A 23,821-nucleotide genomic window follows, 5' to 3' on the forward strand; every position below is an offset into this window, starting at 1 on the left:
CCCTCGCGAAGGTGACGCAACAGCTTGAGCTTGTCGTCGTCGCTGATCCCGTCCTCGGCCGACTTGGCCGCTACGCCGGCAGCCTCCAGCCGCGCCAGCAACCGGTCCACCGGAATGCCGACCTCGTCCGCGAGCTGTTTAACCGTCGTTTGCGCCATCAATCACTCTCCGTTAGCCAAGTCCGCCCGAACAGGCCGAGTCGTCTATTCGGCCTTGGCTTCCTCGTCGGCGAACCAGTGCGCGCGCGCCGCCATGATCAATTCACCGGCGCGCTGCTCGTCCAGTCCGCTAATCTCGACCAATTCGTCCACACCCTGCTCGGCCAGATCCTCGCGGGTGACCACACCGTTGGCGGCCAGGTCCGCGGCAAGGGTTTCGTCCATGCCTTCCAAGGCCAGCAGGTCTTCGGCCGGCTCGGAGACGTCGCCGCCCTCGACCGAAGCGATCGCGCGGGTCAGGAGCACGTCCCGTGCCCGCGCCCGCAATTCCTCGACCACGTCCTCGTCGAACTCCTCGATCTCCAGGAGCTCGGCCGGCGGCACGTAGGCGATCTCGTCGACCGTGGTGAAGCCTTCCTGGACCAGGATCACGGCCACCTCGTCGTCGACATCGAGCTGCTCCCGGAACATCGTCTGGAGCTGCTCGCCCTCGGCCTCGCTCTTGGCGTCGGCCTCCTCGAGGGTCATCACGTTCAAGTCCCAGCCGGTCAGGTCCGAGGCCAGCCGGATATTCTGGCCGCCGCGACCGATCGCCTGGGCCAGCTTGTCCTCGGCGACCGCCAGATCCATGCTGCCGGCGTCCTCGTCCATCACGATGGACTCGACGTCGGCCGGCGCCATCGCGTTGATCACGAACTGCGCCGGGTTCTCGTCCCAGAGGACGATGTCGATGCGCTCGCCCGCCAGTTCGTTGGACACGCTCTGCACCCGCGAGCCGCGCATGCCGACGCAGGCGCCGACCGGGTCGATCCGGCGGTCCTTGGCCTGCACCGCGATCTTGGCGCGCAGGCCCGGATCGCGCGCGGCGCCGCGCAGCTCGATCAGGCCCTGCCCGACCTCCGGCACCTCGAGCTTGAACAGCTCGATCAGGAATTCCGGACGGGTCCGGGTCACGAAGAGCTGGGGGCCGCGCGGCTCGGTGCGCACATCGTACAGGTAACCGCGGACGCGGTCGCCCGGGCGCATCGGCTCGCGCGGAATCACTTCCTCGCGCGGGATGATGGCCTCGGCGTTGCCGCCCAGGTCCAGGATCACGGCACCGCGCTCCATGCGCTTGACCAGGCCCGTGACCAACTCGCCGACGCGGTCCTCGTACTGCTCGACCACCTGGGCGCGCTCGGCCTCGCGGACCTTCTGCACGATCACCTGCTTGGCCGCCTGCGCCGCGATCCGGCCGAACTCGACCGACTCCATCGGCTCTTCGACGAATTCGCCGGGCTGTATGTCCGGATGCGTCTTGCGCGCCTCCTCGAGGGAGATTTCGCGCTCGGGCTCCTCGATCGCGAGCGGCTCGCCCTCCTCGTCGGTGGCGCTCTCGTCGATCACTTCCCAGCGGCGGAAGGTCTCGTAGGCGCCCGTCTCGCGGTTGACCGACACGCGCACGGCGATATCGCCGCCATGCTTCTTGCGCGTGGCGGACGCCAGGGCCGCCTCGATCGCCTCGAAGATGATCTCCTTGTCGACGCCCTTCTCGTTGGAGACCGCCTCGGCGACGAGCAACACATTCTTGTTCATGACCTCGCCTCTCTAAAACGTCGGGACCCGTCGGGGTCCGTCGGCATCAATCGAATTCCGGCACCAGCCGCGCCTTGGCGATCGACGCGAACGGCAGCGTCACCGGCTCGCCGTCGCACTCCAAGCGCACGCCCTCGTCGTCGGCATCGCTGAGTACCCCGTTGAAGCGGCGCCGGCCCTCCAGGGGCGCATACAGCGTCACCCGGGCACGCTCGCCGAGGAAGCGCCGGAAATGGTCGGGCTTCGTCAGGGGCCGGTCCAGTCCCGGCGACGACACTTCCAGGCGGTAGGCCCCCGGCAGCGGGTCGGCGACGTCCAGGGCCGCGCTGACCTCGTGGCTGACGCGCTCGCAATCCTCCAGCACGATGCCTTCGGGCGCATCGATATAGAGCCGCAGGAGGCGATTGTCGCCGCTGCCCTCCAGCTCCAGATGCCATAGCTCGAAGCCGAGATCCTCGACCACCGGCTCCAGGATTTTTACCAGACGCTGCGACATACTGTTCCCGCCGCCCCGTCATCCACGGTGCCCGGTCGGCACCAATAAAAAAGCCCCGCATCGGGGGCCGGCGTTGGAGTCCCATGTTGGTAGCGGGGGCAGGATTCGAACCTGCGACCTTCGGGTTATGAGCCCGACGAGCTGCCAGACTGCTCCACCCCGCACCCGATGTGGCGGCATTGTACTCGCGCGATGTCGCTTTCGCAACAGACGGTCGGCCCATGCGAGTATTGCCCCTCGCGGTCGCCGTATCGGCCGTCAACGCCGCACCCTGGATTCATACGACCACGATAACGAGACAGGGTTCCGTCATCGTCCGGCCTCCGCGCGGGACGGGGCCCGACGCGGAGTGGAGAGATAATGAGCAGCCCCGATCTGAAGCGAGCCGTATGGGCATTGTGTCTCGTCACATACGCCGGTGGCACATGGGCCGGCGAGGACATGACCGGCGCGACCGTCCTGGACCCCGTCCGGGTGGAATCGCCCCGCCTCGAGCGCGACTGGCTGTCGACGCCGGCGGCACTGAGCGTGGTCGCGGGCGAGGACCTGGATCAGGGACGCCAGCACCTGCAGATGGACGAGCAGCTCGCGCGCGTGCCCGGCGTCTTCACCCAGAACCGCTTCAATTACGCCCAGGACCTGAGGCTGTCCATCCGCGGCTTCGGCGCGCGCTCCGCGTTCGGCATCCGCGGGGTCAAGCTGATCGTCGACGGCATCCCCGAGACGGTGGTCGACGGCCAGTCCCAGACCGATGCGATCGATCTCACCTCGGTCACGGAGATGGAAGTGATCCGCGGCCCCGCCTCGGCACTCTACGGCAACGCCACCGGCGGTGTGCTCGATATCGACACGTTCGATCCACCGCCGCGACGACTGGCCCGGCTGCGGCTGGATGCCGGCAGCTTCGGCTACGACCGCCAGAGCGTGCAGGCCGGACGGCAATACGAGGACTGGGGTTACGCCGTCAGCGCCTACAGCCTGGACTACGACGGCTATCGCGAGAACAACGAGGCCGAGCGCAAGCTGGCGAACGGCAAATTCAACGTCCGCCTGGGCGGCGACGCCACCCTGCAGGGCGTGGTCCGGTTGCTGGACGCGCCGGTGAGCGAGGACCCCGGCGGCCTCAAGATCGAGCAGGTCCGCGAGGACCGCAGCCAGGCCCGGCCCGAGAACCTGCTCTATGACAGCTATCAGGCGGCCGAACAGCGCACGTTCGGCCTGGTCTACCGCAACCCTGTCGGCGAGAACGACGAATTCACCGCGCGCGCGTTCCACACGCGGCGCGACCTGACCCAGTTACTGCCGTTCGAGAACGGGGGCATCGTGACCTTCGACCGCGCCTTCTTCGGCGGCGGCCTGCAGTACCGGGGCGATCTCGATACGGCCGGCCTGCCGGGCCGTTTCACGGCCGGCATCGACGTGGAGAAGCAGGAGGACGACCGCCGGCGTTTCGACAACGACGAGGGCGAGTACGGCGATCTGTCGCTGGACCAGATGGAGGAGGCGCGCGCGATCGGCGTCTATGCCCGTCATGTGCTGCCCCTCGGCGAGCGCTTCGAGCTCACCACGGGCCTGCGCTACGACGATATCCGTTTCGAGATCGACGACCGCTTTGAAGTGTCCGACCAGAACCCCGACGAATCCGGCCGCCGCGACTACGAGGAACTCAGCGGTAGCGTGGCCCTGGGCTATGCCCTGTCGGCGCGCCACCGGCTCTATGCGACGGTGGGCACCGCCTTCGAGACCCCCACCTTCACTGAGTTCGCCAATCCCGCCGGCGGCGGCTTCAATCCGGACCTGCAACCGCAGGAAGCCGTCAACTACGAAGTCGGGGCGCGCGGCTTTCTGCACGACCGCGCGCGCTATTCCCTGACCCTGTTCCGGGTCGAGGTCGAGGACGAACTGGTGGCCTTCGACGTGCCCGGCGACGACACCGACCGAGATTTCTTCGAGAACGCCGGCGAATCCGTGCGCAACGGCCTGGAAGCCCAGATCGAGGTGCTCCTGGCCGAGCGCTGGACCACCACCCTGGCCTTCACCTATTCGGACTTCGAGTTCGAGGAATTCGTCGACAGCGGGGGCAACGATGTCGCCGGCGAGCGTCTGCCCGGCATCCCCGAGAGCCAATTCTTCGCCGAGCTGGCCTATCGCTCGCCCGGCGCGTTCTTCGCGATCCTGGATGCCAGCGTTTACGACGAGCTTTATGCCGACAACACCAACGAGGTGAAGGTGGCCGGCTACGGCCTGGTCAACGCCCGGCTCGGCATCGAGGAACATCCCGGCCGCCGCACGCTGACCCTGTTCTTCGGGGTCAACAACCTGCTCGACGAGGCATATTTCACCAATATCCGGATCAACGCCTTCGGCGGGCGTTACTACGAGCCGGCGCCCGGTCGCAATCTCTACGCGGGGGTCAAGCTGGAACTCTAAGGCACGTCAATGCTTCCCGCCGGCGCGCGACGCACGCGGCAAGGATTGACCAACACCGGGACGACTAGCGTATTTCCTGGAAGGCGCGCAGGACGTCGCTGCGGGTGATCTGGCCGGCGAGGCGGTTGTCGTCCATCACCGGCAGGGACTTGAACGAGGTGTTGCGGAAGATACGGGCGACGTCGAGGATACTGGCGTCGGCATCGACCGTGATCACCTCCGGCGTCATGTACTCCGAGACATTGCCGCCCCATTCCTCGTGATAGCCGGCATCCATGGCCACCTGCAGGCAATCCTTCTCCGAGAGGAAGCCGACCACATTGCCCAGCTTGTCGGTGACCGGCGCGCCGCTGACGTTATTCTCCAGGAGCAGGTGGATGGCCCGCAGGACATCCGTCTCCGGCGTCAGATGCACCAAGCTGGCGGACATGTAGTCCTTGACCTCGACGGAATGCAGCATGCGCGTCACCCCCGATATTCGGGATCGGCGTCGCACCGATCCTTGCAGGCGCAATCGCCGCCGTTGAGGCCGCCGCAACTGCCCTTGATCTCGCGGCCCGTGAACATCACGCCCACGGCCATCGCCAGGACCACGAGGGACATGACGACGAAGGCGATGGCGGATACGGTGATTAGGGAATTCATGGCTTGTCACCTCGGGACATGTAGCGCTCGAACGCGGCGGTCGCGGTGCCAGTATACCCGTCGTCGTCGCCCGCGATAAACAAGGCCGCGAGGTCATGCTCGCGGGCGTATGCGAGCCCCGCGTCCGGGCCCAGCACGAGCAGCGCCGTGGCCAATCCGTCGGCGTCCGCCGCGGACCGCGCGATTACCGTCACCGAGCGCAGATCGTGGTCCGCCGGGCGTCCCGTGCGGGGGTCGATGGTGTGGGAATAGCGCTCGCCGTCGGCCTCGAAAAAGTCACGGTAATCCCCGGACGTGGTCATGCCGACACCGTCGATGCCGACGGTGCCGCGCAGGCGGCGCACGCCCGGCGTGGGCTCCTCGACCCCGATGGTCCAGGACTCGCCGCGGGCATTGCGACCCCGGCCGAAGAGTTCGCCGCCGAGCTCGACCAGGTAGCGATCCGCGCCGGCCGCGTCGAGCCGGTCCGCCAGGCGGTCGACCGTGTATCCCTGGGCGATGCCGTCCAGGCTCACCAGCACGCCCGCCCGCGCCTTGCGCAATGCCGGCGGCTCGCGCCGGGTCCCGATCATGTCGGGGCCGGTGCGGGCGCGCGCCTCGCGGATCGCGGCATCGCCCGGCACGTGCCGCGGACCTGCCGCCTCGGGGCCGAACCCCCACAGGCGCAAAAGCGGCGCCACGGTGATATCGAAGGCACCGTCCGTGCGGCGGCCGATCTCCAGGGAACGCGCCACCAGCTCGACGAGCTCGGCCGGCACCGGCACCCAACGTTCGGCGGGCGCCCCGTTGAAGCGGGCCAGATGGGAATCGTCGCGCCAGATGGAGAGCAATTCGTCGACGGCCGCGAGCTCGGCTTCGACGGTCGCGCGGAGTTTCGCCTCGTCGAGGCCGTCGGGCGGCGCGACCACCTGCACCGAGTAGGTCGTACCCTGCGCCGGCCCGGAAATCTCCAACACCTCCGGACCCGACTCGCAGGCCGCCAGCAAGGCGGCAAGACATAAGATTAACCACAGAGGCACAGAGGACACAGAGCGTGAGGAATCAAGTACGCAAAGAGCGTGGACAAGAAGGGATGATGACTTTCGTCGCCTTCTTCCTAACCCCTGCGCTCCTTGTCGCAAATCCTTTCAGTTCTCTTCCTCTGTGATCTCTGTGACTCTGTGGTTCACACGCTTAACCGCCGAAGTCGTCGAGCATGATGTTCTCGGGCTCGACGCCCAGGTCTTCCAGCATGTTGATCATGGCGGCGTTCATCACCGGCGGACCGCAGAGGTAATACTCGCAATCCTCCGGCGCCGGATGGTCCTTGAGATAGCGCTCGTACAGCACTTCGTGGATGAAGCCGGTATCGCCTTCCCAATTGTCCTCGGGCTTGGGATCGGACAACGCCACATGCCAGGTGAAATTGTCGTTCTCCGCCTCCAGCTCGTCGAAGTCCTCGACATAGAACATTTCGCGCTTGGAGCGGGCGCCGTACCAGAAGGTCATCTTGCGGTCGGTCTTGATGCGCCGCAACTGATCGAAGATGTGCGAGCGCATCGGGGCCATGCCGGCGCCGCCGCCGACGAACACCATCTCGGCGTCGGTTTCCTTGGCGAAGAACTCGCCGAACGGTCCGGCGATGGTCACCTCGTCGCCCGGCTCCAGCCCGAAGATGTAGGAGCTCATGATGCCCGGCGGCAGGTCCGGATTGTTGGGCGGCGGCACGGCGATACGCACGTTCAGCATGATGATGCCGCGCTCTTCCGGGTAATTCGCCATCGAATACGCCCGCGTCACCGGCTCGCGCACCACGGACTTGTAGCGCCAGAGATTGTGCTTGTCCCAGTCCTCGTGGAAGCGCTCGTCGATCTTGAAGTCCTTGAATTCGACCTCGTGCGGCGGGCAGGTGATCTGGATGTAGCCGCCGGCGCGGAAATCGACGTGCTCGCCCTCCGGCAACTCCAGGACCAACTCCTTGATGAACGTCGCGACGTTATCGTTGGAGCGCACGCGGCAGGTCCACTGCTTGACCCCGAAGACCTCCTCCGGGACCCGGATCTTCATGTCCTGCTTGACCGTGACCTGGCAGGACAGGCGCTCGCCCTCGCGGGCCTCGCGCTTGCTGATGTGCTGTTCCTCGGTGGGCAGGATGGCACCGCCGCCCTCCATCACCTTGACCCGGCACTGGGCGCAGGTGCCGCCGCCGCCGCAGGCGGACGAGACATACAGCTTGGAGTCCGCCAGCGCCCCCAGCAGCTTGCTGCCGACCGGTGCCTGGATAGTCTTCTCGCCGTTGATCTCGATGTCGACGTTGCCGGTTGCGACCAGCCGCGACTTGGCCAACAGGATCACCATCACCAGCGACAGCACCACCCCGGTGAAGACCCCGACACTGAGACCGATTTGCGCTATTTCACCCATATTTCGCTCTGCCGAATATGAACCACAGAGGCACAGAGATCACAGAGAATATTCATTCGCGCATATCTCCGCTCTGTGCCCTCTGTGCCTCTGTAGTTAATTCTCTTTACAGCTGGATGCCCGAGAAGGCCATGAAGCCCAGGGACATGAGGCCCACGGTGATGAACGTGATGCCCAGCCCCTGCAGGCCGTCCGGCACGTCCGAGTACTTGAGCTTCTCGCGCACGCCCGCGAGCGCGGCGATCGCCAGCGCCCAGCCGATGCCGCTGCCCATGCCGTAGACCACGCTCTCGCCGAAGCTGTAGTCGCGCTCGACCATGAACAGCGAGCCGCCGAGGATGGCGCAGTTCACGGTGATCAGCGGCAGGAAGATACCCAGGGCGCTGTACAGCGCGGGCACGAAGCGGTCCAGGAACATCTCCAGGATCTGGACCATGGCCGCGATCACGCCGATGTAGCTCAGCAGGCCCAGGAAGGACAGGTCCACGTTGGGCAGCCCGGCCCAGGCCAGCGCGCCCTCCTTGAGCAGGTGCTGGTAGATCAGGTTGTTCACCGGGACCGTCAGGCCCTGCACCACGATCACCGCGATGCCCAGGCCGATCGCGGTCGAGATCTTCTTGGACAGCGCCAGGAAGGTGCACATGCCCAGGAAAAAGGCCAGGGCCAGGTTCTCGACGAAGATCGCCTTGATCAGGAGGCTCAGATACTGTTCCATCGCGTTCGCTCTCGAATGCCGTCGGGTTCGCCGGAATACCGGGTCACATGACCTCGGTGCGGTGGACCTGGTGGATCTGGTAGTCGGCCTTCTCCACCTGCTCGCTCTTCCAGGTCCGCAGCCCCCAGATGAAGAAGCCGATGATGAAGAACGCGCTCGGCGGCAGCAGCATCATGCCCACCGGCTCGTACCAGCCGCCGGCGCTGGCCAGCGGCAGGAGCTGGTAGCCCAGCAGCGAACCGGAGCCGAAGAGCTCGCGCAGCGTGCCCACCACGATCAGGATCAGGCTGTAGCCCAGGCCGTTGCCGATACCGTCCAGGAACGACAGCATCGGCGGCTCCTTCATGGCGAAGGCCTCGGCCCGGCCCATCACGATGCAGTTGGTGATGATAAGACCCACGAACACCGACATCTGCTTGGCCAGGTCATAGGCGAAGGCCTTCATCACCTGGTCCACCACGATCACCAGCGAGGCGATGATGGTCATCTGCACGATGATGCGGATGCTGGACGGGATGTGGTTGCGGATAAGGCTGACCGACAGATTCGAGCAGGCCACCACGGCCGTCAGCGCCGCGCACATCAACAGGGAGGTGGCGAGCTGGGTGGTGACGGCCAGCGCCGAGCAGATACCGAGCACCTGCAGGGCGATGGGGTTGTTGTTGAACAACGGGTCGGTCAGGACCTTGGTCGCTTGATTCGCCATGGTTACCTCTGCCTCTACGTCCTATACCGATTCGGATTGCTCGCGGATGCGGTCGAGGAACGGCTCGAAACCGCGCTCGCCCAGCCAATAGTGGATCATGCTCGAGACACCGCGGCTGGTGAGGGTCGCGCCGGACAGGCCGTCGACCTTGTGTTCCTTCTGCGGCGTGTCCGGACCGACGGCGCCCTTGATCACGCTGAGCCGGACCTCGCCGTCCTCGCCATAGACCTTCTTGCCGTCCCAGAGCGCCCGCCACTTCGGATTCTCGACCTCGCCGCCGAGGCCGGGGGTCTCGCCCTGCTCGTAGAACTTGAGACCGATCACGGTGTTGGCGTCCGGCTCCAGGGCCAGGAAACCGTACATCGTGGACCACAGGCCATAGCCGTGGACCGGTAGGATGATGGCCGAGAGCTCGCCGTTCTCGTCACGCGCCAGGTACACCTCGGCATATTTGGCGCGCCGCTTGATCCCGGCGATGTCTTCGCCGCGCGGCACGTTCACGCTCATCTGCGGATCGCGGGCGGCCTCGCGCTGGTCGTATTCCGCCGGATCGATGTCCTCGGCGAACTCGCCCGTCTCCAGGTTCACGATGCGCGGCTCCAAACGCTCGTTGAACACCTCATTCACGTCGTCGCCCGGCTGGTACAGCTCGGCGACCTGCAGGATGTTGCGGCGCTTGTCGATCTGCGCGTTGGCCACTTGCAACGGCTTGAGATACACCGCCGAGGCCGCCACGAACACGGAGCAGACCAGGCAAACCGCCAGCGCGAACACGACGATGTAGGCGACGCCGTCACGGGAGAATGTCAGCAGTCCGGGCATGGCGTCACTCCGCGGCGGCGACCGGCTCGCCGCCCGTGTCGGGCGCCGATTCCGCGGCGGCCCGGGTGCGGCGCTGCCGGCGCCGGATATTGGATTGGGTCACGAAATAGTCGATCAGCGGCGCGAAGATGTTGGCGAACAGGATCGCCAGCATGATGCCCTCCGGGAAGGCCGGATTGACCACGCGGATCAGGCCGGTCATCACGCCGATCAGGATGCCGAAGGCCAGCCGCCCGGTGTTGGTCATGGCCGCGCTCACCGGGTCGGTGGCCATGTAGACCGTGCCGAAGGCGAAGCCGCCGATCACCAGGTGCCAGTACCAGGGCACCCCGAACATCGCGTTGGTATCGCTGCCGACCATGTTGAACAGGCCGGTGATCGCGACCAGCCCGATCACGCAGCCCAGCATGATCCGCCACGACGCGATCCGCGTGTAGAGCAGGAAGGCCGCGCCGAACAGGATCGCCAGGGTCGAGGTCGAGCCCAGCGAACCCTGGATGTCGCCCAGGAAAGCGTCCCACCAGGTGACCTGGGCGGCGATGCCCGCGATGCCCTCGGTGGCGCCGATACCCAGGGGGGTGGCCCCCGAGAAGCCGTCCACCGCGGTCCAGACGGAATCGCCGGACATGTAGGCCGGGAAGGCGAAGAACAGGAAGGCGCGACCGGTCAGGGCCGGGTTCAGGAAGTTCTTGCCGGTGCCGCCGAATACCTCCTTGCCGACCACCACGCCGAAGGTGATGCCCATCGCCACCTGCCACAGCGGGATCGCCGGCGGCAGGGTCAGGGTGAACAGGATGGAGGTGACGAAGAAGCCCTCGTTGACCTCGTGGTTGCGCACCGCGGCGAACAGCACTTCCCACAGGCCGCCCACGATGAAGGTGACCATGTAGGCCGGCAGGAAATACCACAGGCCGTGCGCGAAGTTGTCCCAGAAACTGGTCGGGTCGTAGCCGACGCCGAACAGGTGGAGCGGAATCCGGCGCCAACCGTCGACGTCGGCCAGCCCCATGTCCGCCATCGCCATGTTGGCCTGGAAACCGGTGTTCCAGCAGGCCATGAACATGCAGGGGAAGGTGGCCAGCCAGACGTAGATCATCACCCGCTTCAGGTCGATGCCGTCGCGTACGTGCGGCGCGGTGCGGGTGGTGTCCGACGGCGAATAGAAGAAGGTGTCCACCATCTCGTAGACGGCGTAATACTTCTCCAGCTTGCCGCCCTTGGCGAACAGCGGATGAATGCGGTCGAGAAAATTGCGAAGGCGTGCCATGGCGTATCTTCGGCTCCCCGCGCCGCGCCCGTCGGGCGCCGCCGCGGTTACGGCCCTATCCCTCCTTCTCGATCAGTTCAAGACTGGCCCGCAGATGGGGCCCGAAATCGTATTTGGCGACGTCGACGAACGACAGCAGCGCCACGTCCTCCTCGTCCAGCTCCATGCAGCCCAGGGCCTGCGCGCTGTCCGTGTCCCGCACCACCAACGCCCGCAGCAACTGGGTCGGCAGGATGTCCAGCGGCATCACCTCCTCGTAGTTGCCGATCGGCACCATCGCGCGCGGACTGCCGTTCTGCGTGGTGGTGAAGCGGTACTCCGAGGGCCGCAGCAGGCTGGATATGAATACGTTGATCTTGGAGAACTTGTTGCGTCCCGGCCGCAGCCATCCCATGAACTCGCGCTCGCGCTCCTCCGGCAGCACGGTGATCTGGGTGTGATAACGGCTCAGGTAGGTGCCCCAGCCGGCGGCACGGCGGCCCGAGAGCACCGAGCCCGAGATGGCCCGCGCCTCGCCGGGCTCGAGCTCCTCGCGCAGCAGGTCCTCGGTATTGGCGCCCAGGCGCGTGCGCAGCAGCCGGGGCCGCTCCACGCTGGGCCCGCCGAGGGCGATCACGCGGGAGACGTCGATCCGCCCCTCGGTGAACAGCGTGCCCAGGGCGATCACGTCCTGGTAGCCGATGTGCCAGACACGGGTCTCGGCATCCACCGGGTCCAGGTAATGGATGTGCGTGCCCACCAGACCGGCGGGATGCCGCCCGGCGAACTCCGCCACCTGCCAGCCGCCGCCCTCCGGCACCGGGATATCGGCATCGGGCGCGGTGCACAGGAAACGCTTGCCGTCGGTGAGACGCGCCAGCACGCGCAGGCCGTTGACGAAATCCTCGCGGCGCTCGCCGACCACCACCTGCGGGTCCGCGGCCAGCGGATTGGTGTCGATGGCGGTGACGAAGATCGAGCGCGGCACGCTGCCCGGTGCCGGCACCTTGCTGTAGGGCCGGGTCCGCAGCGCCGTCCACAGGCCGGAATCGATAAGACGCCGCTGAACGGCATCGCGATCGAGCGTATCCAGACGATCGGCCGCCACGGGCTCGAATCCCGCGGCATCGTCCTCCCGGCCGTCCAGGCGGATGACCACCGATTGCAACGCCCGCTTGTGACCGCGGTTGATCGCGGTGATCTCGCCCGAGCCGGGCGCGGTGTAGAACACGCCCGGGGTCTTCTTGTCCTCGAACAGGGCCTGACCGAGGGTAACGCGGTCACCCTCCGACACCATCATGGTCGGTTTCATGCCGACGTAGTCGCGACCGACCACCGCCACAGACCCTACCGTCGGCGCCGCCTCGATGACCTGCTCCGGCGCCCCGCTGATGGGCAGATCGAGCCCTTTCCTGATGGTGAAACGCATTAGTTTGGTTGTCCCGAATCCTGCGAACCCGCTGGTCGCGACCGCATGCCGCCGGCATGCCCTGTCGCGGCGGCCACTACTCTGGTACCGACGGCGTTGTCGGCGTCTCCTCGGCGGCTTCGTCCGCCGCCGGGGCTTCCTGATCCTCGAGCAATTCGGCGCCCGGCGCCTGCAACCGCTCGGTGACGCTGTCCTCGCCGCCGCCGACCCCGCTCACGAGATAGGCGAGCGACAGGCTCACGGCGAAGAACACGGTGGCCAGGGCGGCGGTCGCGCGGCTCAGGAAGTTGGCCGAGCCGCGAGCGCCGAAGACGGTGCCGGACGCGCCGCTGCCGAAGGCGGCGCCGGCATCGGCACCCTTGCCGTGCTGGATGAGGATCAGGCCGACCAGGGATACTGCGATCAGCACCTGTATCACGACCAGAATGGTGTAGAGCATCGATGACCCGTCGGACTTGGGTGGTTGCCGTATCCGCAGCGCGCGCCCGCCGACGGCGGCCACGGGCTACGGATCAATCAATCAAGCGCCGGCGATCCCGAGGAAGGACGCGGCGTCCAGGGACGCACCCCCGACCAGACCGCCGTCGACATCCGCGCCCGCGAACAACTCCGCGGCATTGTCGGGCTTGACGCTGCCGCCGTAGAGGATGCGAACGCGATTCGCGAGTATATCATCCTCGGCGGCGATTTGGGCCCGCAGGAACGCGTGCGCGGCCTGAGCCTGCTCCGCCGTCGCGCTACGGCCGGTGCCGATCGCCCAGACCGGCTCGTAGGCCACGACCGCGCGCTCGAATGCGGCGACACCGCTCTCCGCGAGCACGGTACCCAATTGCCGGCGCAGTACCTCTTCGGTGGCGTCGGCCTCGCGCTGGGCCAGGGTCTCGCCGACGCACAGCACCGGAATCAGACCCGCCTCCTGGGCCAGCGCGAACTTCTCGGCGACGATCTCGTCGTCCTCGCCGTAGAGCGCGCGCCGCTCGGAATGACCCACGATCACGTGGCTGCAGCCGACGTCCGCGAGCATGGTCGCGCTCACCTCGCCGGTGAAGGCACCCGGACCGGCCTTGTCGCACACATTCTGGGCGCCCACCGCCAGACCGCAATCGCCGGCGCGCCGCGCCAGGCGCTCGATCTGGACGAACGGCGGACAGATCAGCAGGTCGGTGTCGCCCCGCTCGCCGGCACCGCCCGCAAGGGCGTCCGCGAACGCATCCACCTGTTCCAGGCTGCCGTGCATCTTCCAATTGCCGGCGACCAATCGGCGTCGAGCCATACGATCACTCCATCCCTCGGGTTTCAAGGTGGCGCAAGGCTAGCACACCCGCGCCCGCGCGAACCGGTCACGCCCGCCGCGCGGCGGCCTCCCGGACGGTATCGGCGACCCGCTCCGCGGCGGCGCGCACGGCCGACTCGTCGACGCCTTCCACCATCACCCGGATCAGCGGCTCGGTGCCCGACGGCCGCAGGAGGACGCGGCCGTCGCCGTCGAATCCGCTCTCCACCGAATCCACGGCCGCGGTGACGTCCGCGTCGCGCAAGAGGCCGTCGGCCAGGCCGTTGGCGACCGGTACGTTGATCAGGACCTGCGGGCATTTCTCGACATCCGCCACCAGACCGCGCAACGGCTCCCCTCTCGCAACCATGGCCGCCAGCACCTGCAGCGCGGAGACGATACCGTCACCGGTGGAGGTGCGGTCCAGGCAGAGGATGTGCCCCGAGGACTCGCCGCCGAGATTGCCTTCGACCGCCAGCAGACGCTCGAACACATAGCGGTCGCCCACCTTGGCCCGTTCGAAGCCGATACCGGCGCGCGCCAGGGCCCGCTCCAGCCCCAGGTTGCTCATCAGCGTACCCACCACGGGGCCGCGCAGCGCCGCCTCGGCCTGGCGGGCGCGGGCGATCACGTAGAGGAGCTGGTCGCCGTCGACCACCGCGCCGGCGTCGTCGACCATGATGCAGCGATCCCCGTCGCCGTCCAGCGCGATGCCGACGTCGGCCCCGCTCTCGCGTACGACCGCGCATAAGGTATCCACGTGGGTCGAGCCGCAGTCACGGTTGATATTGAGGCCGTCCGGCTCGTCGGCGATCGCCGTGACCTCGGCGCCCAGCTCGCGGAAGACATCGGGCGCCACGTGGTAGGAGGCGCCGTTGGCACAGTCCACCACCAGCTTCAGGCCCTTCAGGGACGCATCGTCCAATCGGAAGCTGGACTTGCAGAACTCGATGTAGCGCCCCGGTGCGCTCTCCAGGCGGCGCGCCCGCCCCAGTTCGGCGGGCGCCACGCACGTCACGGGCTGTTCCAGCCGCGCCTCGATGTTGGACTCGACCGCGTCCGGCAGCTTGCGGCCGTCGCCGGAGAAGAACTTGACGCCGTTGTCCACGAACGGATTGTGCGAGGCGCTGATCACCACGCCGGCGGCGGCGCGGAAGGTGCGCGCCAGATAGGCGATGGCGGGCGTCGGCATGGGCCCCACCAGCAGCACATCGACCCCGGCCGCGGCGAACCCCGCCTCCAGGGCGGATTCGAACATGTAGCCCGACAGCCGCGTGTCCTTGCCGATCAGGACCCGCGGCCGCTCGCCACCGGTCTCCGCGGTCAACTCACGCCCCGCGGCCCAGCCGAGCCGGAGCAGGAAATCGGGGGTCATCGGCGGCTCGCCGACCGTGCCCCGGATACCGTCGGTGCCGAAATAGCGTCGTGTCATTGCGGGACGTGATTGGTGATTCGTGACTGGTGATTCGTTGCCGGGATGGGCCGGCCCTATGGCGCCATCATTTCAAATCCTGCACCACAAATCACGGATCACGTACTTCCCAGGCGATATCCACGGCTTGGCGCGTGGCGGCCACGTCGTGCACGCGCACCAGCCTGGCACCGCGTGTCACCGCGATTGCGGCGGCGGCCAGGCTGGCGGGCAGGCGTTCCTTGGCGGGTATGTCGCCCAGCAAGTGCGCGAACATAGACTTGCGCGACACCCCCACCAGCAGGGGCGGACCCAGCTCGACCAGCTCGGGCAGGCGCCGCAGCAGCGCCAGGTTGTGTGCCAGGTTCTTGCCGAAGCCGAAGCCCGGATCGACGACCAGGCGCTCGCGCGGGATACCCGCCCGGACGCAGGTCTCGATGCGTTCCGTCAGGAAATCGCGGACGTCCAGCACAACGTCGCTATAGTTCGGCGAGGACTGCATGGTGCGCGGGCGACCCTGCATGTGCATCAGGCAGACCCCGGCCCCGGTCTCGGCGGCGGCGGCCAGGGCGCCGGGCTCGCGCAGCCCGCGCACATCGTTGATCAGGTCGGCGCCGGCGGCGCAGGCGGCACGCATCACGCCGGGCTTGACCGTGTCGATGGAGATCACCGCACCGGTACGCGGGCGCAGCGCCTCGATGACCGGCAGCACGCGTTCGAGCTCAAGGGCCTCGTCGACCGGCTCGGCCCCGGGCCGGGTGGACTCGCCGCCGATATCGACGATATCCGCCCCCTCTTCCACCATCGACAGCGCGCGCCTGACGGCACGGTCGATGTCGTCGTGCTCGCCGCCGTCGGAGAAGGAATCGGGGGTGACGTTGAGCACGCCCATGACCGCCGGGCGTCCCAGGTCGAGTGTCCTGTCTCGGCAGATCAGTTTCATGGCGGACTACGGCGGGGCGCGGAGCGCGCGTCGTCGCGCCGACTCCACGCCCCCGGCCGGTCGGATGAAGCGTCAGGACTGGCGGTGATGCGCCGGGCTGGGTACCCCGTCGTCGCCGCCGGGCTTGGGCCGGGGCGACTTGTCGCCGCCGGCGGCCTGCGGCGACCCGCCGCCGGGCCCGGACTCGTCGGAGTCGTTCCAGTGCTGCGGTGGTCCCGGCTCGTGGCCCTGCATGATCTCGTCGATCTGCTTGCGATCGATGGTCTCGTACTTCATCAGCGCATCCGCCATCAGATGCAGCTTGTCCATGTTGTCCTCGAGGATCTGCTTCGACCGCCGGTAGCAGTCGTCCACGATCGCGCGGATTTCCTCGTCGATGGCGTGCGCCGTTTCGTCCGAGATGTGCTTGTGCTGGGTCACCGACTTGCCGAGGAAGACCTCGTCGTCGTCGGAGCCGTAGGCCAGCGGCCCCATGCGATCGGACAGACCCCACTTGGTGACCATGTTGCGGGCGATCTCGGTCACGCGCTCGATGTCGTTGGAGGCGCCCGTGGTCACCGCCTCCTTGCCGAAGATCAGCTCCTCGGCGAGACGACCGCCGAACAGCGAGCAGATCTGGCTGATCAATCGCTGCTTGGAGTAACTGTACCGGTCCTCCTCGGGCAGGAACATGGTCAGGCCCAAAGCCCGCCCGCGCGGCACGATGGTCACCTTGTGCACGGGATCGTGCTGGGGCACGGACAGGCCGATGATGGCGTGGCCGGCCTCGTGGTAGGCCGTGAGCTTCTTCTCGTCCTCGCTCATGACCATGGACCGCCGCTCGGCGCCCATCATGATCTTGTCCTTGGCGCGCTCGAAGTCCTCCTGGTCGACCAGGCGCTTGTCCGCGCGCGCCGCGAACAACGCGGCCTCGTTCACCAGATTGGCCAGATCGGCGCCGGAGAAGCCCGGCGTGCCACGCGCCAGCACCCGCACGTCGATGCTGTCCTGCACCGGCACCGTCTTCATGTGGACCTTCAGGATCTGCTCGCGGCCGCGCACGTCGGGTAGCGGCACCACCACCTGGCGGTCGAAGCGGCCCGGACGCAGCAGCGCCGGGTCCAGGACGTCCGGGCGGTTGGTGGCCGCGATCACGATCACGCCCTCGTTGCCCTCGAAGCCGTCCATCTCCACCAGGAGCTGGTTCAGGGTCTGCTCGCGCTCGTCGTGACCGCCGCCCAGGCCGGCGCCGCGATGGCGGCCGACCGCGTCGATCTCGTCGATGAAGATGATGCAGGGGGCGTGCTTCTTGGCCTGCTCGAACATGTCGCGCACGCGCGAGGCGCCCACGCCCACGAACATCTCCACGAAGTCGGAACCGGAGATGGTGAAGAACGGCACCCCGGCCTCGCCGGCGATGGCGCGCGCCAGCAGCGTCTTGCCGGTGCCGGGCGGCCCGACCATCAGGACACCGCGCGGGATCTTGCCGCCCACGCGCTGGAACTTGCCGGGATCGGACAGGAACTCGACCAGTTCCTGCACCTCGCCCTTGGCCTCCTCGACACCGGCGACGTCGTCGAAGGTGATCTTCACCTGGTCGGCGGCCATCATCCGGGCCTTGCTGCGGCCGAAGGACATCGCGCCGCCGCCGCGGCCGCCGCCCTGCATCTGGCGCATGAAGTAGATCCAGACGCCGATCAGCAGCAGGAACGGGAACCAGGAGATCAGGATCTGCTTGAGGAAGGAGCCGTCGTCCGGCGGCTCGCCGGTGACCTCGACGTTGTGTTCGAGCAGGGTACCGATCATCGCCTTGTTGTCCGACTCGGGACTGAAGGTGACGAAACGGGTGCCCGAATCGAGTTGCCCCTCGATTCGCTTGTCCTTGATATGGACCTGCTGCACGCTGCCCTGCTCCACCTGCTCGATGAAGCGGGAATAGCTGATCTCCTGGCCACTGCTGTTGCTGGGGGCGAAGCTGGAGAACACGCTCATCAGCACCAGCGCGATCACCACCCAGAGCAGCAGGTTCTTGGCTAACTCGTTCAACGCGTTCTTCCCCGGTCCGGACCAGCGGACCGTTTCAAATGGTATCTCTCACCGCCACGGCCCGAGTATAAATCATACGGTCCCGTACGGTCCCGGCCCCGCCCGATCAGCCGCGCCAGCCGCGGCCCAGCAGGTACTGTTCGCGGCTGGCGTCGCGCGAGGCCTCCGGCTTGCGCACCATGGTGCGCTCGAAGCGCCGACGCATATCCGCCAGCAGGGCGTCGAAGCCCTCGCCCTGAAACACCTTGACCAGCATGTCGCCGCCGGGTTTCAGGGCCTCGCCGCAGAAATCCAGCGCCAGCTCGGCCAGGTGCATCACGCCCATCTGGTCGACGACCGACACACCACTCAAGTTGGGGGCCATATCGGAAAGCACAAGGTCCGCGCTGTCGCCGGCCAGGGCCTCGTGCACGGCGTCCAGGCCGGCCTGCTCGGCGAAATCGGCGTGGATCACGGTGACGCCCGCGACCGGCGCCATTTCCAGGCGGTCGATGGCGATCACGCGGCCGTCGCCGCGCAGGGCGCGCGCGCAATACTGGCTCCAGCCGCCCGGCGCGGCGCCGAGATCCACGATGGTCATACCCGGCCGGACCAGGCGGTCCCGCTCGTCGATCTGCGACAGCTTGAAGACCGCGCGCGAGCGCCAGTCGCCGGCGGCGGCGGCGCGCACGTACGGATCGGCCTTGTGGGCCGCCAGCCAACGTTTGGTATCGCGGCGTTTGCTCAAGGGTTAGACTCCTCGCCCGATCAACAGTACGGCACGCGCATGGATCTGGACGCCGACACCCGCCTCGCGCTCAAGCGCCGGGCGCATCATCTCAAGCCCGTGGTACAGACCGGCGCCGCGGGGCTGACCGACGCCGTGCTCGCCGAGATCGAGCGCGCCCTGTTCGACCACGAGCTGATCAAGCTCAAGCTGGCGGCCGGGGACCGCGCGGAGAGGCGGGCGATGGTGGAACGCATCTGCACCGAGCTGGACGCGGCCTGCGTGCAGACCATCGGCCATACCGCGACGATCTACCGGCCGCGCCCGGAAGAAGCCTGAGACGCGCGGCGCGCTACTCGTAGCGTACCCCCACGATCTCGAACGTACGCTCGCCGCCGGGGACGTCGACCTCGACCACGTCGCCCTCGTTCTTGCCTATGAGCGCCCGCGCGATGGGCGAGGCGAACGACAACCGGCCCTCCTTGATGTCGGCCTCGTCCTCGCCGACGATCTGGTAGGTCAGCTCGTCGCCGGAATCGTCGTCCACCAGCTCGACCGTGGCGCCGAAGATCACGCGGCCGCCGGCACGGGCCCCGGCGCTGACCACGTCCACGATCTGGGCGTTGGCGAGCTTGCCCTCGATCTCGGCGATACGCGCCTCGGCGAAACCCTGCTCTTCCTTGGCGGCATGGTATTCCGCGTTCTCGCGCAGGTCGCCATGCGCACGCGCCTCCTCGATCGCTTTCACGATACGTGGGCGCTCCACGCTCTTGAGCCGCTTGAGTTCGGCACGCAGGGCTTCCGCCCCGCGCTGCGTCAGCGGGGTCTTGTCCATCGTCGACCTACCTCCGTCGATACGGCCGCCGTCCCGCGGCGGCCGCGGAAACGAATGATCTCAACCGGGGTCGGGATACAGCGGGAAAGGCTATCGGGCCCGGGCAATGCAACCGAGGCCCGCCAATACACCCGGCGAGCCGGTCCCCCCGGCATCCGGCCTTCCGGCGAAGCCTAGCAACGCCCCGCCCGGAAGTCGAGGCGTCAGGCCAGCGGCAGCCGGTCCAGTGCGATGCCGACGAATACCACCATGCCCAGATAATTGTTGTGCAGAAAGGCGCGGAAACAGGCGTCGCGATCGCGGCCGCGGATCAACCACTGGTGGTAGACCGCGATCGCCGCCGCCGCGGCGAGCCCGATGTAGTACACCGGCCCCAGCCCGAACGCGAGGCCGGCGGCGACCAGCAGCGCCAGGAATACCGCCTGGAAGACGCCGATCCACAACCGGTCGTGGCGGCCCCAGAGCACGGCGGTCGATTTCACCCCGATGCGCAGGTCGTCGTCGCGGTCGACCATGGCGTACATGCTGTCGTAGACCAGCGCCCATACCAGCGTGGCGGCGAAGACCAGCCACGCCGCGGCCGGCACCGTGCCGGTGACCGCCGCGAAGGCCATGGGTACCGCCCAGGCGAAGGCCGCGCCCAGGAACATCTGCGGCCAGTGGGTCGCGCGCTTGGTGAAGGGGTACAGCACCGCCAGCCCGGCACCGACGAACGACAGCAGGACGGTCAGGCGGTTGAGCAGCAGCACCAGGGCGAAGGCGGCCAGACAGAGCCCCGCGAACAGGGCGACCGCTTCCGCCACGCCCATCTCGCCGGTGGCCAGAGGCCGGGCCTTGGTGCGGCGCACGTGCGGATCGATCCGGCGGTCGGCCACGTCGTTGATCACGCAGCCGGCCGAGCGCATCAGGACGCAGCCGAGCAGGAAGACCGCCAGCGGCAACAGCGGCGGCACGCCATCGGCGGCCAGCCAGAGCGCCCAGAGCATGGGCCACATCACCAGGAAAATGCCGATGGGACGGTCCAGGCGCGTCAGCCGCAAATAGCGGTCGATGCGTCCCGCCGTCGCCACGCCGTCCGTCATGTCGCCTCCCGGGGTCCGTGTGAGGTATCCGCGGCCGTCCCGGTCTTCTTCCGGGACGGCCCCGGCCTGGACGCGCCAGTGTCCCGTCTCATAAGCAAGCTTGCATTGCGCGCGGCGTTGCCGGACGCGCCGATGGACTCGCACTCATGAGACAAGCCACTTATAGGACGGGACACTAGCACGCGGCGACCGCTTAGGCACGGGTGCCCAGGCATGGTAGCTTTGCCGGCCCGGCCCCGGCCGGAAGACGATCCCAACAAAGGTATGAACGATGTCCGCACCCTCGCGTTCCGGCGGCGAGCCGATCGAAGACCGGCGACAGTTGGTGACGTACTTCGAGCAGGGTTGCAAGGAGCCGGCCGACTGGCGCCTGGGCACCGAGCACGAGAAATTCCTGTTCCGCCTGGACGATCGCTCGCCCCTGCCCTACGAGGGCGAGGCCGGCGTCGGCGCCTTCCTGGAGGCACTCACCCGCTACGGCTGGGAGCCGCTACGCGAGGACGGCCGGGTGGTGGCCCTGCGCATGGGCGGCTGCCACATCACGCTGGAGCCCGGCGGCCAGCTCGAGCTGGCCGGCGCCCCCCTGGAAACCATCCACCAGGCCTGCGCCGAGGTCCACGAGCATCTGGCCCAGGTCAAGACGGTCGCCCAGACTTTGGGCGTGGGTCTGATCGGCCTCGGTTTCGCGCCCAACTGGCGACGCGACGAGGTGCCGTGGATGCCCAAGCAGCGTTACGACATCATGCGCCGCTACATGCCCACGCGCGGCGATCTCGGCCTGGACATGATGCTGCGCACCGCCACCGTCCAGGTGAACCTGGACTACGCGTCCGAGGCCGACATGGTGCGCAAGTTCCGGGTCGGGCTCGCCCTGCAGCCGGTGGCCACGGCCCTGTTCGCCAACTCGCCGTTCACCGAGGGCCGGCCCAACGGCTTCCTGAGCTACCGCAGCCAGATCTGGACCGATACCGACCCCGACCGCTGCGGCATGCTGCCCTGGGCGTTCGAATCCGGCATGGGCTTCGAACGCTACGTCGACTACGCCCTGGACGTGCCGATGTACTTCGTGCACCGCGACGGCCGCTACATCGACGCCGCGGGCCAGTCCTTCCGCGACTTCCTGGACGGCCGCCTGCCGGCCCTGCCCGGCGAGCGTCCGACCCTGGGGGACTGGGACGACCACCTGACCACCATCTTTCCCGAGGTACGGCTGAAGCGCTTCATGGAAATGCGCGGCGCCGACGGCGGCCCCTGGCGCCGACTCTGCGCCCTGCCCGCGCTATGGGCCGGCCTGTGCTATGACACCGCGTCCCTGGACGCGGCGTGGGAACGGGTCAAGGACTGGACCGAGGAGGAGCGCGACACCCTGCGCCGCGAGGTGCCGCGCACCGGTCTGGGGACGCCGTTTCGAGGCGGCACCGTGGCCGACCTCGCCAGGGACGTACTCGCGATCGCCCGGCAGGGCCTGGAACGTCGCGATCGCCGCGATGCCATCGGTCGCGACGAAAGCCACTTTCTGGATCAGCTCGACGAGATCGCCGACAGCGGCCGCAGCCAGGCGCAGGTACTGCTCGACGCCTACGAAGGGCGTTGGGGCCAACGCGTCGATCCCGTCTTCGACGAATATGCGTATTGAGGGAGGACGGGCGAGAGCAAGGGGCTCAGCGGAACAGGACCTCGATGCGGCGGACGGCGGGCATGCGCTCGGCCAGCGCCGCGTAACGCCGCTGCAACCCGGCCGCGCCCTCCGCCTGCGCCTCGGCCTCCGCCAGGGGCATGAGCACCTCCACGTCGATGGCCTCGTCCAGGTAGTGCAGGGTCACGCGCTGGATCGAGTCCGCACCGGGGAAATCGCGCCAGGCGGCCCGCAGGTCCGCCACCACCGCCTCGCGCAGCGGCAGATCGTAGGCCGCGGGCGCATCCGCGTGGCCGTCCGGCTCGATATGGATGCAGATATCGGCGATCTCATCCACGTGATCGACCAGGCGGGCGCTGATCGCCTCGCTGATGCGGTGGGCCTCGGTGAGGCTGATGTACGGGTCGACCATCACGCCCACGTCGGCGAACGCCTCGTGGCCACCCATGGTCCGGGTCCGTAGCCGGCGCATGCGGCGCACGCCCGGCACCGATGCGATATGGCGCCGGACCACGGCGAGCCGATCCGGCTCCAGGCCGGTATCCACCAGCTCGCGCAGACTCTGCCAGGTGTAGCGGACCCCCACCCCGGCCAGCATGACCGCGATCACGATCGCCCCGGCGGCGTCGAGATAGGGCATGCCGGCCATGCTCCCGCCGATCGCGGCCAGGGCCGCCACCGAGGACAGGGCGTCGCTACGGTGATGCCAGGCGTTCGCCTCCAGCAGCGGCGAGCGCGTGCGGCGCGCGGCGCGGATGGTGTACCAGTAGATGCCCTCCTTGAGGGCCAGCGACGCGGCGGCCACGATCAGGGCCGGCCAGCCGGGCCGCAACAGCAGCGACGGGTCCGCCAGCCGCCGCAGGGCGTCGAAGGCGATCCCCGCCCCGGCCAGGATCAGCAACAGCGACACGAAGGCCATGGCCGCGGTCTCGATCCGGGCATGGCCGTAGGGATGGTCGTAATCGGCGTTCTTGGCCCCGACCCGGATCGCCGCCAGCACCAGGGCATCGCTGACCAAGTCCGCCAGGGAGTGCAGTCCGTCCGCGAGCAACGCCTGGGAACGGCCGAAATAGCCGGCGGCGATCTTGATCGCCGCCAGCGGCAGGTTGATCGCCGCGCCGGCCAGGGTGGCGCGGCGCTTGCGGCGATAGGCGCGGTAGTCGCTCGCCGCCGGCGTGCCGACGCGCTTGTCGGATAGTGTCTGAGCCATGCGAAGGGGTCTCGCCCAATCTTTTCGGACCGGATCGGTCCTATATTGTAACGGCCCCCGGCGCCGCTGTCCCGT

At 67.8% G+C, this 23,821-nt stretch carries 24 protein-coding genes and 1 tRNA gene; 3 read left to right on the plus strand and 22 right to left on the minus strand.

Annotated features, from left to right (window positions below; all coding sequences use genetic code 11):
* The 4 genes from PC39_RS15250 to PC39_RS15265 all read right to left on the minus strand — a co-directional run.
* A partial coding sequence (locus PC39_RS15250; RefSeq protein WP_353254323.1) for a translation initiation factor IF-2 N-terminal domain-containing protein occupies positions 1 to 158 on the minus strand: 158 nt, incomplete at its 3' end.
* 45 nt (positions 159 to 203) lie between these two features.
* Positions 204 to 1,733 (minus strand): transcription termination factor NusA, encoded by a 1,530-nt coding sequence (nusA, locus tag PC39_RS15255; RefSeq protein ID WP_353254272.1) that lies wholly within the window; start codon positions 1,731 to 1,733, stop codon positions 204 to 206.
* 46 nt (positions 1,734 to 1,779) lie between these two features.
* Complete coding sequence (rimP, locus tag PC39_RS15260; protein ID WP_353254273.1) at positions 1,780 to 2,229, minus strand: ribosome maturation factor RimP; 450 nt, start codon at positions 2,227 to 2,229, stop codon at positions 1,780 to 1,782.
* A gap of 87 nt (positions 2,230 to 2,316) precedes the next feature.
* Positions 2,317 to 2,393 (minus strand) — tRNA-Met (locus PC39_RS15265).
* Positions 2,394 to 2,670: 277 nt separating this feature from the next.
* On the opposite strand from PC39_RS15265, the gene PC39_RS15270 reads away from it, so the two are divergent.
* Entirely contained in the window at positions 2,671 to 4,659 is a 1,989-nt protein-coding gene (locus PC39_RS15270) for a TonB-dependent receptor family protein (protein WP_353254274.1), read from the plus strand.
* Between the two features lie 64 nt (positions 4,660 to 4,723).
* Here the strand turns inward: PC39_RS15270 and PC39_RS15275 are convergent, their stop codons facing one another.
* The 15 genes from PC39_RS15275 to PC39_RS15345 all read right to left on the minus strand — a co-directional run bounded on the left by PC39_RS15275 (position 4,724) and on the right by PC39_RS15345 (position 19,004).
* On the minus strand, positions 4,724 to 5,119 hold the full coding sequence (locus tag PC39_RS15275; RefSeq protein WP_353254275.1) for a CBS domain-containing protein: 396 nt from the start codon (positions 5,117 to 5,119) through the stop codon (positions 4,724 to 4,726).
* A 5-nt stretch (positions 5,120 to 5,124) separates the two neighbouring features.
* Positions 5,125 to 5,304 (minus strand): DUF539 domain-containing protein, encoded by a 180-nt coding sequence (locus PC39_RS15280; protein ID WP_353254276.1) that lies wholly within the window; start codon positions 5,302 to 5,304, stop codon positions 5,125 to 5,127.
* The gene (locus PC39_RS15285) at positions 5,301 to 6,260 is read right to left on the minus strand and encodes an FAD:protein FMN transferase (protein ID WP_353254277.1); all 960 of its coding nucleotides are present in this window, start codon (positions 6,258 to 6,260) and stop codon (positions 5,301 to 5,303) included. Before PC39_RS15285 ends, PC39_RS15280 begins: the two co-directional genes overlap by 4 nt.
* Positions 6,261 to 6,477: 217 nt before the next feature.
* Positions 6,478 to 7,707 carry an NADH:ubiquinone reductase (Na(+)-transporting) subunit F gene (gene nqrF / locus PC39_RS15290; RefSeq protein ID WP_353254278.1) on the minus strand — a complete coding sequence of 410 codons (1,230 nt, stop codon included), beginning with the start codon at positions 7,705 to 7,707 and terminating at the stop codon, positions 6,478 to 6,480.
* 106 nt (positions 7,708 to 7,813) lie between these two features.
* A complete protein-coding gene (gene nqrE, locus PC39_RS15295) occupies positions 7,814 to 8,422 on the minus strand; it encodes an NADH:ubiquinone reductase (Na(+)-transporting) subunit E (protein WP_353254279.1) in 609 nt (202 codons plus the stop codon).
* Between the two features lie 43 nt (positions 8,423 to 8,465).
* Positions 8,466 to 9,128 (minus strand): NADH:ubiquinone reductase (Na(+)-transporting) subunit D, encoded by a 663-nt coding sequence (locus tag PC39_RS15300; protein WP_353254280.1) that lies wholly within the window; start codon positions 9,126 to 9,128, stop codon positions 8,466 to 8,468.
* A 21-nt stretch (positions 9,129 to 9,149) separates the two neighbouring features.
* Entirely contained in the window at positions 9,150 to 9,950 is an 801-nt protein-coding gene (locus PC39_RS15305) for a Na(+)-translocating NADH-quinone reductase subunit C (RefSeq protein ID WP_353254281.1), read from the minus strand.
* 4 nt (positions 9,951 to 9,954) lie between these two features.
* Entirely contained in the window at positions 9,955 to 11,217 is a 1,263-nt protein-coding gene (locus tag PC39_RS15310) for an NADH:ubiquinone reductase (Na(+)-transporting) subunit B (RefSeq protein ID WP_353254282.1), read from the minus strand.
* A 55-nt stretch (positions 11,218 to 11,272) separates the two neighbouring features.
* The gene (locus PC39_RS15315) at positions 11,273 to 12,625 is read right to left on the minus strand and encodes a Na(+)-translocating NADH-quinone reductase subunit A (protein ID WP_353254283.1); all 1,353 of its coding nucleotides are present in this window, start codon (positions 12,623 to 12,625) and stop codon (positions 11,273 to 11,275) included.
* Between the two features lie 76 nt (positions 12,626 to 12,701).
* Positions 12,702 to 13,064 (minus strand): preprotein translocase subunit SecG, encoded by a 363-nt coding sequence (secG, locus tag PC39_RS15320; protein WP_353254284.1) that lies wholly within the window; start codon positions 13,062 to 13,064, stop codon positions 12,702 to 12,704.
* Positions 13,065 to 13,145: 81 nt separating this feature from the next.
* Positions 13,146 to 13,898: a triose-phosphate isomerase gene (gene tpiA, locus PC39_RS15325; protein WP_353254285.1), complete on the minus strand. Its 753-nt coding sequence runs from the start codon at positions 13,896 to 13,898 to the stop codon at positions 13,146 to 13,148.
* A gap of 67 nt (positions 13,899 to 13,965) precedes the next feature.
* The gene (glmM, locus tag PC39_RS15330) at positions 13,966 to 15,330 is read right to left on the minus strand and encodes a phosphoglucosamine mutase (protein WP_353254286.1); all 1,365 of its coding nucleotides are present in this window, start codon (positions 15,328 to 15,330) and stop codon (positions 13,966 to 13,968) included.
* A gap of 91 nt (positions 15,331 to 15,421) precedes the next feature.
* Positions 15,422 to 16,252, minus strand: coding sequence for a dihydropteroate synthase (gene folP, locus PC39_RS15335; protein WP_353254287.1), 831 nt, complete (start codon positions 16,250 to 16,252; stop codon positions 15,422 to 15,424).
* Between the two features lie 72 nt (positions 16,253 to 16,324).
* Positions 16,325 to 18,277, minus strand: coding sequence for an ATP-dependent zinc metalloprotease FtsH (ftsH, locus tag PC39_RS15340; RefSeq protein WP_353254288.1), 1,953 nt, complete (start codon positions 18,275 to 18,277; stop codon positions 16,325 to 16,327).
* Between the two features lie 106 nt (positions 18,278 to 18,383).
* The gene (locus PC39_RS15345; RefSeq protein ID WP_353254289.1) at positions 18,384 to 19,004 is read right to left on the minus strand and encodes an RlmE family RNA methyltransferase; all 621 of its coding nucleotides are present in this window, start codon (positions 19,002 to 19,004) and stop codon (positions 18,384 to 18,386) included.
* 39 nt (positions 19,005 to 19,043) lie between these two features.
* Here PC39_RS15345 and yhbY point away from each other — a divergent pair, with 39 nt between their 5' ends.
* Entirely contained in the window at positions 19,044 to 19,322 is a 279-nt protein-coding gene (gene yhbY / locus PC39_RS15350; protein WP_353254290.1) for a ribosome assembly RNA-binding protein YhbY, read from the plus strand.
* 13 nt (positions 19,323 to 19,335) lie between these two features.
* Here yhbY and greA read toward each other — a convergent pair whose 3' ends face one another.
* Both greA and ubiA read right to left on the minus strand, forming a co-directional pair.
* The gene (gene greA, locus PC39_RS15355; protein WP_353254291.1) at positions 19,336 to 19,818 is read right to left on the minus strand and encodes a transcription elongation factor GreA; all 483 of its coding nucleotides are present in this window, start codon (positions 19,816 to 19,818) and stop codon (positions 19,336 to 19,338) included.
* A 203-nt stretch (positions 19,819 to 20,021) separates the two neighbouring features.
* The gene (ubiA, locus tag PC39_RS15360; protein ID WP_353254292.1) at positions 20,022 to 20,900 is read right to left on the minus strand and encodes a 4-hydroxybenzoate octaprenyltransferase; all 879 of its coding nucleotides are present in this window, start codon (positions 20,898 to 20,900) and stop codon (positions 20,022 to 20,024) included.
* A 271-nt stretch (positions 20,901 to 21,171) separates the two neighbouring features.
* Between ubiA and PC39_RS15365 the strand changes: the two genes are divergently transcribed.
* Positions 21,172 to 22,536, plus strand: coding sequence for a glutamate--cysteine ligase (locus PC39_RS15365; RefSeq protein ID WP_353254293.1), 1,365 nt, complete (start codon positions 21,172 to 21,174; stop codon positions 22,534 to 22,536).
* Between the two features lie 25 nt (positions 22,537 to 22,561).
* Here PC39_RS15365 and PC39_RS15370 read toward each other — a convergent pair whose 3' ends face one another.
* Complete coding sequence (locus PC39_RS15370; RefSeq protein WP_353254294.1) at positions 22,562 to 23,746, minus strand: cation diffusion facilitator family transporter; 1,185 nt, start codon at positions 23,744 to 23,746, stop codon at positions 22,562 to 22,564.
* Between the last annotated feature and the right edge of the window lie 75 nt (positions 23,747 to 23,821).

Origin of the sequence: Salinisphaera sp. PC39 (genome assembly GCF_040361335.1) — a bacterium.
In the GTDB taxonomy this organism is placed as follows: domain Bacteria; phylum Pseudomonadota; class Gammaproteobacteria; order Nevskiales; family Salinisphaeraceae; genus APNM01.

Bases quoted from the DNA above. Each gene is read 5' to 3' on its own strand.
- nusA (WP_353254272.1), bottom strand. From the start codon at position 1,733: ATGAACAAGAATGTGTTGCTCGTCGCCGAGGCGGTCTCCAACGAGAAG.
- rimP (WP_353254273.1), bottom strand. From the start codon at position 2,229: ATGTCGCAGCGTCTGGTAAAAATCCTGGAGCCGGTGGTCGAGGATCTC.
- PC39_RS15270 (WP_353254274.1), top strand. From the start codon at position 2,671: ATGACCGGCGCGACCGTCCTGGACCCCGTCCGGGTGGAATCGCCCCGC.
- PC39_RS15275 (WP_353254275.1), bottom strand. From the start codon at position 5,119: ATGCTGCATTCCGTCGAGGTCAAGGACTACATGTCCGCCAGCTTGGTG.
- PC39_RS15280 (WP_353254276.1), bottom strand. From the start codon at position 5,304: ATGAATTCCCTAATCACCGTATCCGCCATCGCCTTCGTCGTCATGTCC.
- nqrF (WP_353254278.1), bottom strand. From the start codon at position 7,707: ATGGGTGAAATAGCGCAAATCGGTCTCAGTGTCGGGGTCTTCACCGGG.
- nqrE (WP_353254279.1), bottom strand. From the start codon at position 8,422: ATGGAACAGTATCTGAGCCTCCTGATCAAGGCGATCTTCGTCGAGAAC.
- PC39_RS15300 (WP_353254280.1), bottom strand. From the start codon at position 9,128: ATGGCGAATCAAGCGACCAAGGTCCTGACCGACCCGTTGTTCAACAAC.
- PC39_RS15305 (WP_353254281.1), bottom strand. From the start codon at position 9,950: ATGCCCGGACTGCTGACATTCTCCCGTGACGGCGTCGCCTACATCGTC.
- PC39_RS15310 (WP_353254282.1), bottom strand. From the start codon at position 11,217: ATGGCACGCCTTCGCAATTTTCTCGACCGCATTCATCCGCTGTTCGCC.
- PC39_RS15315 (WP_353254283.1), bottom strand. From the start codon at position 12,625: ATGCGTTTCACCATCAGGAAAGGGCTCGATCTGCCCATCAGCGGGGCG.
- secG (WP_353254284.1), bottom strand. From the start codon at position 13,064: ATGCTCTACACCATTCTGGTCGTGATACAGGTGCTGATCGCAGTATCC.
- tpiA (WP_353254285.1), bottom strand. From the start codon at position 13,898: ATGGCTCGACGCCGATTGGTCGCCGGCAATTGGAAGATGCACGGCAGC.
- glmM (WP_353254286.1), bottom strand. From the start codon at position 15,330: ATGACACGACGCTATTTCGGCACCGACGGTATCCGGGGCACGGTCGGC.
- folP (WP_353254287.1), bottom strand. From the start codon at position 16,252: ATGAAACTGATCTGCCGAGACAGGACACTCGACCTGGGACGCCCGGCG.
- yhbY (WP_353254290.1), top strand. From the start codon at position 19,044: ATGGATCTGGACGCCGACACCCGCCTCGCGCTCAAGCGCCGGGCGCAT.
- greA (WP_353254291.1), bottom strand. From the start codon at position 19,818: ATGGACAAGACCCCGCTGACGCAGCGCGGGGCGGAAGCCCTGCGTGCC.
- ubiA (WP_353254292.1), bottom strand. From the start codon at position 20,900: ATGACGGACGGCGTGGCGACGGCGGGACGCATCGACCGCTATTTGCGG.
- PC39_RS15365 (WP_353254293.1), top strand. From the start codon at position 21,172: ATGTCCGCACCCTCGCGTTCCGGCGGCGAGCCGATCGAAGACCGGCGA.
- PC39_RS15370 (WP_353254294.1), bottom strand. From the start codon at position 23,746: ATGGCTCAGACACTATCCGACAAGCGCGTCGGCACGCCGGCGGCGAGC.